Source organism: Methanococcoides methylutens, assembly GCF_000765475.1.
GTDB classification, from domain to species: domain Archaea; phylum Halobacteriota; class Methanosarcinia; order Methanosarcinales; family Methanosarcinaceae; genus Methanococcoides; species Methanococcoides methylutens.
On sequence record NZ_JRHO01000009.1, the window covers coordinates 298,975 to 311,242 of the forward strand.

The 12,268-nt window shown below is 33.1% G+C and carries 15 protein-coding genes; 5 read left to right on the forward strand and 10 right to left on the reverse strand.

Annotation, left to right across the window (positions count from 1 at the left end):
- Positions 1-51: 51 nt before the first annotated feature.
- Positions 52-1,929 carry a hypothetical protein gene (locus tag LI82_RS03880; RefSeq protein WP_048193621.1) on the forward strand — a complete coding sequence of 626 codons (1,878 nt, stop codon included), beginning with the start codon at positions 52-54 and terminating at the stop codon, positions 1,927-1,929.
- Positions 1,930-2,937: 1,008 nt separating this feature from the next.
- The gene (locus tag LI82_RS03890; RefSeq protein ID WP_048193623.1) at positions 2,938-3,408 is read left to right on the forward strand and encodes a hypothetical protein; all 471 of its coding nucleotides are present in this window, start codon (positions 2,938-2,940) and stop codon (positions 3,406-3,408) included.
- Between the two features lie 94 nt (positions 3,409-3,502).
- On the opposite strand, the gene LI82_RS13010 is transcribed toward LI82_RS03890, so the two are convergent.
- Positions 3,503-3,664: a hypothetical protein gene (locus LI82_RS13010; protein WP_160174935.1), complete on the reverse strand. Its 162-nt coding sequence runs from the start codon at positions 3,662-3,664 to the stop codon at positions 3,503-3,505.
- 345 nt (positions 3,665-4,009) lie between these two features.
- Here LI82_RS13010 and LI82_RS03895 point away from each other — a divergent pair, with 345 nt between their 5' ends.
- Both LI82_RS03895 and LI82_RS03900 read left to right on the forward strand, forming a co-directional pair.
- Positions 4,010-5,347 (forward strand): hypothetical protein, encoded by a 1,338-nt coding sequence (locus tag LI82_RS03895; protein ID WP_048193624.1) that lies wholly within the window; start codon positions 4,010-4,012, stop codon positions 5,345-5,347.
- A gap of 379 nt (positions 5,348-5,726) precedes the next feature.
- On the forward strand, positions 5,727-6,203 hold the full coding sequence (locus LI82_RS03900; RefSeq protein ID WP_048193625.1) for a hypothetical protein: 477 nt from the start codon (positions 5,727-5,729) through the stop codon (positions 6,201-6,203).
- A gap of 417 nt (positions 6,204-6,620) precedes the next feature.
- Here LI82_RS03900 and LI82_RS12695 read toward each other — a convergent pair whose 3' ends face one another.
- The 8 genes from LI82_RS12695 to LI82_RS03935 all read right to left on the reverse strand — a co-directional run bounded on the left by LI82_RS12695 (position 6,621) and on the right by LI82_RS03935 (position 10,307).
- The gene (locus LI82_RS12695) at positions 6,621-6,770 is read right to left on the reverse strand and encodes a hypothetical protein (protein WP_201770295.1); all 150 of its coding nucleotides are present in this window, start codon (positions 6,768-6,770) and stop codon (positions 6,621-6,623) included.
- 166 nt (positions 6,771-6,936) lie between these two features.
- Complete coding sequence (locus tag LI82_RS13015; protein WP_160174936.1) at positions 6,937-7,113, reverse strand: hypothetical protein; 177 nt, start codon at positions 7,111-7,113, stop codon at positions 6,937-6,939.
- 413 nt (positions 7,114-7,526) lie between these two features.
- Positions 7,527-8,075, reverse strand: coding sequence for an Abi-alpha family protein (locus tag LI82_RS03910; protein ID WP_081955723.1), 549 nt, complete (start codon positions 8,073-8,075; stop codon positions 7,527-7,529).
- Positions 8,076-8,208: 133 nt separating this feature from the next.
- On the reverse strand, positions 8,209-8,649 hold the full coding sequence (locus tag LI82_RS03915) for a hypothetical protein (protein ID WP_135607230.1): 441 nt from the start codon (positions 8,647-8,649) through the stop codon (positions 8,209-8,211).
- A gap of 142 nt (positions 8,650-8,791) precedes the next feature.
- The gene (locus tag LI82_RS03920) at positions 8,792-8,983 is read right to left on the reverse strand and encodes a hypothetical protein (protein WP_048193629.1); all 192 of its coding nucleotides are present in this window, start codon (positions 8,981-8,983) and stop codon (positions 8,792-8,794) included.
- 28 nt (positions 8,984-9,011) lie between these two features.
- Entirely contained in the window at positions 9,012-9,338 is a 327-nt protein-coding gene (locus LI82_RS03925) for a hypothetical protein (protein WP_048193630.1), read from the reverse strand.
- A gap of 18 nt (positions 9,339-9,356) precedes the next feature.
- The gene (locus LI82_RS03930) at positions 9,357-9,773 is read right to left on the reverse strand and encodes a hypothetical protein (protein ID WP_048193631.1); all 417 of its coding nucleotides are present in this window, start codon (positions 9,771-9,773) and stop codon (positions 9,357-9,359) included.
- A 9-nt stretch (positions 9,774-9,782) separates the two neighbouring features.
- Positions 9,783-10,307 (reverse strand): ribonuclease III domain-containing protein, encoded by a 525-nt coding sequence (locus tag LI82_RS03935; RefSeq protein ID WP_081955724.1) that lies wholly within the window; start codon positions 10,305-10,307, stop codon positions 9,783-9,785.
- A 47-nt stretch (positions 10,308-10,354) separates the two neighbouring features.
- Here LI82_RS03935 and LI82_RS03940 point away from each other — a divergent pair, with 47 nt between their 5' ends.
- Positions 10,355-10,975 carry a hypothetical protein gene (locus LI82_RS03940; protein ID WP_048193632.1) on the forward strand — a complete coding sequence of 207 codons (621 nt, stop codon included), beginning with the start codon at positions 10,355-10,357 and terminating at the stop codon, positions 10,973-10,975.
- A gap of 39 nt (positions 10,976-11,014) precedes the next feature.
- Here LI82_RS03940 and LI82_RS03945 read toward each other — a convergent pair whose 3' ends face one another.
- On the reverse strand, positions 11,015-12,019 hold the full coding sequence (locus tag LI82_RS03945) for a hypothetical protein (RefSeq protein WP_135607231.1): 1,005 nt from the start codon (positions 12,017-12,019) through the stop codon (positions 11,015-11,017).
- Positions 12,020-12,268: the final 249 nt, after the last annotated feature.

The window sequence follows — 12,268 nt, forward strand, 5'->3', positions numbered from 1 at the left end:
TAGAACACCATAGTTGACCATGCACCTTGGTAAAGGAATGGAGATGATTTCATGATTTCAGAAACAGTTGATAAAAATTTTGTAGTACTGACACATGATGAAAATCCAACCTGTATAAATCATCTTTACGGTTGTCAACCTGGGACTGGGAAAACTGAAATGGTTGTAGATGAAATTGCATCAAACCCTGATAAAAAATATCTCTACCTTGGAGATAATCATCAATTGATACAGGAAACATATAACCGCATCAATGAAAAAAACCCTGAAGTTGAATCTGATATCCTCGAAGGATTCAAAAGAAGTTGTGAAATTCTTCAAGATGAACAGCATCCTGAATATAAGAGAGTTTTAAAATTGTATGATAATGAAGTCCCACCTGCAAATATTTGTATACGTGTGGATTGTTTTAATGAAGAATGCAAATACAGGCGGCAATGGCAAGATATAAGAGGTGAAAACGGTGAAATCTGCAAAACGGTCTTAGCACCTATAAATTACACGAGAATTTTTAATTTCAATGATTTTGAAAAAGTGTTCATTGATGAAGGCATTAATTCAAATGGAAGACCCCGTTTTTCATATAAAAAAACAGAAGTTTTTGATGTATTGGACAGAAAATTAAAAAAACAAATTTCTGAAACAGTTTTTGGAAGGACTGTAAAAAACATAATATGTGAAGATGGTGAACAATTATTACATGATGCCGAAGAACTTGATGAAGCAATCTTCAATTACAATAAAATGATGTGTGAATTGAATAAAAGCAAAAGTGACAGACAATTCATCAATTCACTAATCAAAATTAAATTTAGCCAAATTGGAATGTTTTTTGCATTTAAGAAAGCCAAACTTGAAGAAAAGTATGAAGAAGAAATGTATTTAAAGCAAATGTTGGAAGGAAGCAAGCAAAATCATGAAAAAAGGAAAACACGACTGATTGATAATTGCACTAATGAAATGGCGTGTAATAATCGATTGGTTGAAGGTTCAAAATATGAACTTGAATTTGGATTAATTACAGTAGAAATGTTTGAAGAGCGCAAAAAGGAAGGAGAAATAAGAAATATTGCGCTTGAAACAAAGTTGAAAAATGATTTAGAAATAGTCAATAAACTTTCAGAAAAAGTCGATAAATCTATTAAAAATAGTAATAAAAAATTAGAAAATTTGGATATATCTTCACTTTCAATGTCATGGCATGAACTGATTATGTTCAAACAAATGGGGTTTGACGGTGAAATCATATTCACTGATACAAAATTGCAATTCACCTGTGAATCATTCATCAAAGAAATTGAAAAATTCCAGAAAATGTTCCCACGATATAAACACAAAACAATCTATCATTACACAGATGAGACAAACAAAAATAGTCTTATCATAATGAAAGAAAAGAAGAATGGGTATTACAAATCTTATATTAATAAAGATGTGAAAAAAGCAATACAAAAAATAAATAAAATCAAATATAACAACAAACAACGTCATCCAGATAAAAAAATCTGTATATTAACCTACAAGCACTTAATTACAGATGATGAACATGCAGACCCTAACAAAATGTACAAGTATCTTGGTCTCGATGCATTTTGGTGGCATGGTAGTGGTGGAGTTAACAAATTTGCACATTATGACATATTGATTGTACTTGGAACCCCAATGCCGCCTGAAGGATGGTATGAAGAACAATGGGAAGCTTTGTATGGTGATGAACCAATGCCTGAACTTGTTTTCGATGATAGTGGAACAAGTATGCTTCCAATTGATGAAAAATTGCGTGAAATGTTTGAATCACATTGGTTTGGAGCTATTTACAATTCAGTTCACAGGGTAAGACCATTGCAATATGACACACAAATTTATTGGTTTGGTAAGAACTTACCTAAACAGCTTGAAAGGGAGCTTTCAATTAAAATGGAATTTTGACACTTTTCTTTTTTTTGTAACAAAGGAATTATGAATGGTTCCTTTGTTCGGTAAACATGGTGTTAGATTTCCACTATCATTTATTTTTAGTTGAATTATCAAGTTGATATCATAATTTTACTTATCTTCGCTATCAGTGGACGCATAAATAAAAAATTGCACATTTTTGAAATTGCAATCGCTATCAGTCAGAGTATCGATGCAAATTTTCTTTTATTTTTCGTCATTTTTTTTAATTTTTTTAATTTTTCCACTATCGGGTACAACTGTGTAAAGGTGAGTAAAAGATACATAGGGTACAAAGGTATATTTTACTCACCTTTAGACAGTTTTACACAGTTGTACTAGATGCGTTTTTTTTGAAGGAAATATAGCGATTTTGGACAAAAAAATGAAATGGCAAAATTAAAAAACGCATCGGGTAAAGGTGCTATTTTCACATATAATATATTATATTTTGGAATAGCTGGTGTTCATATTAGGTTGGATTTCTAAACAATATTAAAAAAGTCTGTATGTAAATAGAAGCCACATAACAGCTTTCATAGCATGAAACATACCATACACCCTATTGCTCATAAAAGTTTAATTTCAATTGAATATGAGCTTTTGAAAGCCATTCCTTATCAGCGACTGAGCCTTGGATACAACACCATTTTCACATATTACAAACAAGAGTGAAATTGACAATTTCTTTATAGTAAATATGTGTGAATTTGTCAAATGCGGCGTTAAATGTGGGAAATGAGTGCCATTTTCTATTAGATTTGGTAAAATCTTCCTTCATGTAACAATAACAATCAATCTTATATATTCAAAAACTATGCTATTTCTGTTGAGATATCCTGACTGGGAATGAATATTTCCATATCATGGGATATTTCCCTTCTGTAGGATGGCAAGAGCAACTAATAGCGATAGCCTTGAAATCCTCAGACATTCGTACTTCTTGCATGAAGTTGTTAAAATTAAAAATTAAAGAATTGAAAATTTGGAAAATTGATTATAATGACGATAAATTATGATGAAGCTTTACACAAGCATTGGGATGAAAAAAACAAAATGATAGTTGAACAGATACAATTGCACAAAGCTAAAATGGATGCGCTAAGATATGACTTGGTAAAGGGTGTTTATAACTACCATTATTACGACAAGATAACTCATGATACTTTCTGGGAGGATTTTCATGAACAATCTCTGTTACCACCCCATCTTTTCATAATGGAAAAGCTGGAGAAAATATTCCCCAAACCATATACTATCGATGAATGCGATGATATATTTGAAGGTCAGCTGACCATATCGGATATAAAGGACTTGTTGCGTGCAGTAGATTTGAGGGAGATGCTTGCGGGAAAAATTAGCGATATGGTGAATCCACCCATACCTTTACAGGATTTTATCGATGATTCTACGTATTCATACTATCTACGCAGGAAAACTCATTTTAGCGAATATAGAAAAGAGATGGCATGAAATGTGATATGACATATTCATCCTGAACAGATGAGTCTATGGATGCAGGAAGGTTAAGGTTGTACTATCATCACCTTCCTTTCAACTTCATCTTTCAATCCTTGACCTCTTCCAGGTATATAGTCCCCATGTTTTCTTTAAATTCCAGCTTCGTTCCCTTTTTCCATCCCTTCAAGGACATTATCATTGACGGAATCGTAATCGTATTCCTTCCTGTTGCCTTATCTTCCTGAATAGTATAACTCTTCTTTTTCATAAAATCACTCACATTAACATAGTTCTAATTATAGTACTATATTTAGGGTTATTTATAGTACTGCCCTTTATATGCTAAAGCCACAAAAACAACTGTCAAAATAAAAGTCTTTTTTAAACAGTAAAATGGTAGAATTCTTTGAACTACACAGAAATCTTTGATTTTTTATAATGTATGTTTGACCTTAATTATGGAAATGGCAGTTTGTTCGCACCATTTCTATTTTATTATTATAGATAATAAAACGGTGCTATGTTCCTTTTTTACAAAATGTTGCCAAACACCAGAAAATATATTATTACTATTAATAATATTTATATGCAGTTACTATTATAGTGGTAACTGATGGTTCAAAATGAAATTATTGAGGATTTTGCGTTGGCTATGAAAGACCATATAGTTGACAATTGCGAACTTGTTGAACCTGTGGTAACTAAAACAGGTAAAAAGCAGTCAGAGCAAACGATAAAACGTCGATTTGATTGTTCCTTGAAATATGCAATTCTTAATACCGTGCTTGAAAATAATGGTTTAAAACTTCCAGAGTTATATAAACGCTCAAAATGGGATAATTATCCTTCCTTCAAAAAAGGTCTTAGTAATCTTTGTACGAAAGGCTACATTGATAAAAGCGGAACTCGAATGAATTACCGTTATTACATAACGGAAACTGGGAAATTTCATGCTGAAAAGCCTACATTTGAATTAGATACTTATTTTGCTAAGTTGAAAAGTCGTGTTGATAAAATAACATTTGATTCCCTTAAACGCATTGTTCAGGATATGGATGATGATGCAATGGTTCGGTTTGCACAATCCGTTGTTGGTGGCATTGACATTGAATCCTATCTTGGTGAAGCTATGCGGGATGAATATAATAACATTAAATCTCAAAATGCTTCATTGCAGAGTAGCAATTCTTCGTTGCAAAGTACTGTTTCTTCATTGCGGAATGAAGTTGGTGGGATTAAATCGAATGTTTTTGATTTGGATAAACATGTGGCTGATGGTCGTTCCATAACTTGTCATGAGGCTGATGAGAATGAGCTGTATGGAAAGAAATATGATAATATGGATGATTATGTCAGTGACATTGAAAACTCCTTAGAATCAGCTTATATGAAGATTTCTGAATTAAAAGATGGCATTATTTCTGATGAAGAAAAGCAGGATATTATTGATGAAAAAAAACGGAAACTTGTTATTGTTCCTGGTAGTAATAAAAAACCTGCTGGAGGAAACAAGGCAAAATCTGTTGGGAAATCTAAGATTCCTACAGACGAATCCCTTAATAGAACGCTTTTGATTAAAGATAATTTGGGTGAACGGTGCAGTTATTTGTGTTATAAGAAATTAAAATATTATTTTCCATATACTACTGAAAAACAAACAATTGTTGATAGATTAACACTAAATAAGGGCGATATTGCCGTTATGGCGGTGTCATCTGCTACTGCCGTCAATAAGCATTTGAAGGCTCTTAAACGCCTTACTAAATCTCAAATAGATAATGGATATGAAAGTTATATTTTGTTAGATGGTCGAGAACGTGAATATGTAATAAGATTTAATGTTCATGGTAATGATTTTGAAACTATAACATTGCAATCTCAAAAGGAATATGCTGATAATATTGAACATTTGATAGAAACGGGGAGAATACAACCGGATGCATGGCGTTAAAAACAGTGATGATACTCCATTGGCTATGTATGTGGCAATGTTGGGATGGGAACTATTGAGATTTATTAATATGTATGAACATATTTAAAATCGAGAAGTGCCAAAATCCCATTCTTTGCACAAATATCAATATCTCACCTACTTCAAATAATTTTTATATTTTATTTAAAATTAATAGGAATGTATTACTTGCAATAGAGATATAAATAACGCATCAACACAATCCACATTACTTTGAAGTTTTTAAAAAAAAATATATAGTATTGATTAATATGTACAAGCTGTATTATACATGTGTGGGATTTCTGCATCATTGAGTAGGCACCTTAAAATTGCTTATGCAATGAAAGAGAAACAGTAAATGTAATTGAGTGATTTAATGAACACGAAAATATTTATTATAGCAATACTTCTTGTCACGATTTTATTTGCGGGTTGCACTGGGAATTCAAATTCAAATTCAAATGTGGATAGATTTTGTATTGAATGTGATGGTTCTGGTTTGGACCCTTTCCCTACAGAAATATTCTCTTTCAATCATGAGATGGACGTAGAGGAAACTGATGATGGATATATAATAATTGTGACAAATCTAGACCCTGTTGGGGGAATGTTTGAAGTGGATTTTGAAGTAGGGTATGATGAAGTAGTGTCTGAATATGGGGATACAACATGGTATGAAACCAAATCGTTGTTCGAAGGTCAACAGGTATCATACATAGGTCCTGGCGACACACATACTTTCAAATTTAAGGCGAACAATTGGAATTGGCAAGAAACAACTGCTTATAGTTGCGGTCTAAGAAAAACAGTACAAGAAAAATGCTGGGCATGTCGTGGTACTGGGCTTCGTTAAAAAGGTGGCTCTGTAGAAAACCTTATCCAAACAAAATATATATCCTTGACATACTGTTCAAGGTTATATATTCTATTTTTTCGAATATTATTCTCACTTATTATGAAATTTTAGTTCTCCTTCGGAAATGGTGTGTGTGGTTTCGTTATCTTATGGGATAATATAAAAATGTGTGTCAATTCTAATAATAGGTATCAATGGAACGATTTCTTAATTTAATGAAGGTGTAAATGCTTTTGCATCGGAAGTAAAAACTATATTTCACATGAATCTACCAAATGCAATAATATGTTTATTTGCAACACTTCATTTTACAGAGGAAATGAAGTCTAAATGCATTGCAGTAAACGTAAAAAATAAGATTATAGCCACATACCATTTCCTCTGTAAAATGAATGGTACTTTATGAATATTTCATCATTCCAATCCATATAGTTCAGCAAAATCATCCATATCACCGATATGAATGAAATTTCCTTTTCTAATCTCATTGAGTCTTTCTAAAAATTCCTTTTTTGCTGGTTTTTCAATCATACTTTCCATGAATAATTGTATTTGTTCATCCATATTTATTTTGTGAGATTCACAGAAGGTAGAAAACTATTCATATATGGCTTCATCCACATCAAATGTCTTCAGTACCATTATGTTCACTCCAATTAATTTACATTCTTAACATTAGGAATTGTATAATATACGGTCACAATCAAACCTTTGCCAAGCAATCAAAAAGCTACTTGTGTTCCTCATAAATCTCTTTGATTGATTTTTGAAGTTTCTCTTTATGCTCTTTCCTGTTTTCCTTGATGTACCTGACCTTACCACCACCATATAGCACTGGTGTGAAAATGTATTCATCATCATCTTCAGGTTCATCTACCATAACACGTTCTTCAATATCTTCTGGCATTATAATGAAGCATTAATTTTTGTTGATATATGCCTTGTGGGATTTTGCACTTTTATGAAAACGACCCCTTCACGAAAGTGCAAAATGGATTAGAAAAATGGAGTGTTGTTGTTTTGCACTTTTATGACATATACCCCTTCGCGAAAGTGCAGATTGTAGACCACCTTTGTGAAAGTGCAGAATGGACAATTCTGGTAACGCTTCATTTTACAGAGGAAATGAAGTCTAAAACAATAGCATTAAACGTGAAAAATGAAATTATATGCACATATCATTTCCTCTGTAATAAAAAGTAGAATTTATGGTATTGGCAAGAAAGAAAGGAAGTATTTGAAATATTAATGGGGTTGAAAAAATGAATTTGAAAGGATTTTTGTGATAATCTTATATATCATTCATTTCCCATAGTCCGTTCAAAAATACCCATCAAGTGAAGGAGTCGGAGGTAGCTCTTCACGCCAATATTCAACTGGATAACCTGATGAGCCTTGACACTTTACATACATGTTTAAACATAACGTAGTAGGTGTCAACGTAATAGAAAAAGAACCATCATAATCAAGATTAGCCATAGAAGTATCATTCACACTAGTAAATGTTACTAACCCAAGCGATTCCAAATGGCGTATTATACGGTCTGTTTCTTGCACATGCACATCTTCAAATCCAGAAATTGTTTGTAAAATATTCATATCAATGTCAATACTATACGCGTAAATCAAACTGTCCTTTTCCCAACCTTTCTTTGTGTGATTAAATAGATAATTAACTAAGGCAACCTCAGAAGAGGTCAATTTCGACAATAAATCGATGTATATCAGATTGCTCTCATCCTTTCCATCTGGTGTACAACTCGAAGCTAAAAGACCTGCCCACATTTTTTGAACGTCTTTATCATCAATAAATGAACCTTCTTCCAGAATCTTATATACAAGATGTGGTGGTGCTGATAAACCGTCTATAGCTCAAGGACATTTCGTACAGTGGACACAGTCAGAGGCAATATCTACACTTATCTGGCGGCAAGAATTCTGTCCTTGCAAATAGCAGCTGCTGATTAGTTTGCAAATATTTAATGTGAAAATTGAGTTATCGTTACGGAAAATGACGTTTGTACGTTTCCCTAAACAAATACCAAACGGAATCAACATTCCTTTCAGATTTCGCTTTATTTTTGATTTCCTTGTCATGTTCAAATTTATCATACACCCATAACCAAGCTTGTTTATATGTGGAATGGCTGGCAGGGTGATGATTAAACTTCAACAAATCGTTGATGTCTGGCAATTTTGTATCTGATAAAAACGCAGTAAGCCACTCGAACTTATGCTCTTCATATATCTCCATCCGTTCTGCTTCCCAACGTTTCCTTGCTTTTCCCTGATGGTATGCCGATGTACCAGGGGGATACATCCGAATACCATTGTTTTCTATCCGATACAGTGCTCCTCGCTGCAATGCCCCATCGGGAACGTATCCAACTGGATAGGCTCCAAGTATATCGGGCAACATTTCATCTTTTTTTTCTTCGCTCATTAGATTCATCTACTTTTATTCATAATTTCATATTTATCCTTTTTGATATCTTGGCTCTGTAGAAATCCTCAATATCCAAGCACAAATTAAGAAATATAATAATTCAAGAAGTACTTTCCGTTACTGAATATATTTGTCATTTTCAACCTATAGATAGCGATTTTAATAGGTTTTCTACAGACCCCATCTTTTTTTCTCTTGAATCAAAAGAAAGACGCATTCCAACTGCATCACCAAGAATGTCAATGTTATCGGCAAGCCATGGTGTAAATTTTGATGCTTCATTTTCCCACATATCTCTGAGTGGTACTGTTTCAATTTTGCCAATTTTCATATCATTTCCTTCTTTTAAATCTCAGTAGTTATTGGATAATAAATTCGATAGTCCCTCTCTTGCTTCCTTTGGCAGCATATTCTTCATCAACCAATATGGCACCAACATATGATGCGATTGCAGTTTTTGTGACATTTTCTTGCAACCATTTACCGACACTGCCTTTAGGGGCTTTGTCTCTTGAAGTTCCAATGTTTACAGATTTGCCTTTAAAATGATGAAGCAATTGAGAAAATTGCTCAGAAGATACTTTAATGATTCCAGGTTTCTTACCATAGTAAATGGTAGTCCCATCCGCAACTGAACCTTCATATTTAAAATTGCTTATTCCACCCCAAGTTTTTAATGATTTCATGTCATCCTCACTGTAAAATTAAAAATCACACTCAAATTCGCCAATAACCTTTCCTTCCTTGCGAATGGAACTACGAGTAACCATCATTGTAGTACGTGAAGCTCTTTCATTGGCTCTTGATGGTTTCATATGTTCCTTGTACCAATTGAAAGAAACTCTATAGATTGTGTAGTGATGAAGATTTTGCGATGATTTGTTTTTATCCTCAAATGTTGCAATGATTGCTTGAACGGTCTCAAGTACGTTAATGGTAACTCCGATGGAAGATGTATTTTTATGAGCAGATTTCAGAATGACCCTTTCTCCATCATATATTGCTTCATTACTTCCGGTTCCCGTCTCTAACAACTGTGTACCCAAACGTTTTGCAACATGTTCCCCCATACGATGTCCAAAATTATTCCCTGCTTGACCAGTTTCAGGCGTTTGTCCCATGATGCCACCTCATTCCTTTAAAACGTACATTTTTGCCAGACGCTTTGCTTCACCAAGACCCCTTGTAAGATAAACAGCACCGAATAGGGCTTCAAATGCTTCAGCATTAGGTGTTATGTCATCCACTTCAAATGTTTGATTCTGAATGTCCATATATTCGAGAACTTTTAATTCTATGGCAATTGGTGCAAAGTTCTCATCCTGTTCAATGCCAAGTTTTGTTTCTGTGCCTTTTGCCTTATCAGAGAGCTGACCTTTTGCCCAATCAGGATGTTGTTCATAGAGATGTTCACGGATTATCAAACGAAGGACAGAATCACCTATAAATGCAAGTCTCTGATTGTGATTTACTAATGAACCGTTGCTGCTGTGAGTAAGTGCAAGCTTGTATGTTTCCAATTCTTTATCTGTGAATTCGGAATCATCACCCAAGAATTTGTGCATAAATTTGATAATTTGTTCCATGAAATCGCTCTCTTTAAATTTGAAAATATTTTCAGAAATAATATATACAATAATAATATTATAACCCATCAGTAATTTAATTTACATATAACTAAAATTGGTGTGTGTAGTTAAAAATGAAGATATGCAACAAATGTGAAATAAAATATCCAGATACGAATTTGTTTTGTAACAAATGTCATAGTTTACTTCAGCTTCAGAAGGTTGTTACAGACTCAAAATCAAAAAAACAAATTGATGTTGGCACCATCCTTTCTGAAAAAAAGAAAACAAAACTCGATAAACCAATATCAAAGGATATTGGCATCTCTGAAATTCCTATTTATGATGATTGGGAACCACCAGCTGCAACTACAGTTTATAGCAAAATGAAAAACATTCCTTATGGTGTTTTAAAATATAATTTAAGTAAAGGTTTATACACAATTGGGATTGGACAAATTAGGTCTTACCTCGATGACCGTACCTATAGTTGTAAAAGTTGTTCTTATTATACTAGTTTTGATTATGAATTGTGTTCATTGAAGGAAGCAAAGGTCAAATCTAATGCTATTTGTAAATCATTTGAAGTATCACCAGAGTTTCAAGTATCCTTAGATTCTACTAATAAAAAAGAGAAAGATAATGAAAATGTAAAAGAAAAGAAGAAGAAGAGGAAAACATTCTATTGTTGTATATGCAATAAGGCATTTCATACTGAAGAAGGGAGAAAACGTCATCTAAATGCTAAACACTAAATATTCACATTTTCTACTTTAGTGTAAATGAAAGATTAATCATTGCTTTCTTTTTTTTACCAGCATTTCCCCTATGAAGTTGCCAAATTTCAATGAAGAATACATTACAATTGAAACAAGGAATAAAACAACAATAACTGCACTATCAATATTCCACTTGTCCACTTCAATTTCTATGGAACTTACGTCTTCATTTGGAACAAATGTGGTGCTGTTCTTATAGAATCCATCCTTCACAGTAACAACATAACTACATTCGTCGTAGGAACCTAAATTCAGCTCCAATGTCCCCTGCTCATCAGTTTTATACTTAATATTATTACCAATTACAGGTTTTTTTGTATCATTATACAGCAGTTCAACTTCAATGTCAGCATTACTTGATGGAATACCATCTCTTTTTGCATTAACAATTATTTTGCTGGTGTTTTTTACATATGAAGGTGTGCAGTCAGTGAAGGTTCCATCATCGTTCTTAATAGCGACATGTCCTACCAGATATCCTCTATTCTCGGTAAATTCATACTTGCTGCTTTTTGGTGGATACAGATTAAAACCAACATCAGCAATCATCCAACTGTCATTTTCTAACTGAACTTCGGAGAAACGATGATTGTTTCTTCTCATTGATACTGGATTTAACATGTCTTCGGTTACAATTTGCCTGTATGGTACACTTGTTATATTCGCCATATATTCAAAAACAAGGGCAAGTTCTCCACAATTGGCTCTATTAATATACAGATAATAGCCAGGTAGGGGAATGTAATCTCGCAGGTAATAGCGGTAATTGTTTGAATTAAAATGATTAGCAGCAGGGAAATTAAATTGTTCTTGTTCCCACTGAATTATCATCTCAGCTTTTTCAGAATTGTTAGCTGACTGGTTGATAATAATCACAGATTCATCCATCATTTGAGATTCAATCTTATCATTTTCAGTAACAGAATACGCGAAAAGTGGATGGGACACAATCAATGCAAAAAGAACTATTGATGCTAGATATTTCCAATTTGGATATTCTGATATTTTTTGTGTTGACATTAATTTCCATCTGAAGTATGGCTTTAACATATAAAATACATTTGATATTATTTGTATTTTGAATTCCAAGTATAATGTTCCTTGTGGGATTTTGCACTTTTATGAAAACGACCCCTTCACGAAAGTGCAAAAGAAACATTCATAAGCTTAAAAAATGAAAATCAGTTCTCATTCATTTCCAGTACACAAATATGAAATATCTGATGGGATGGGGAATACTTCGAACAATGGTTTTGAAATAATGAAGAA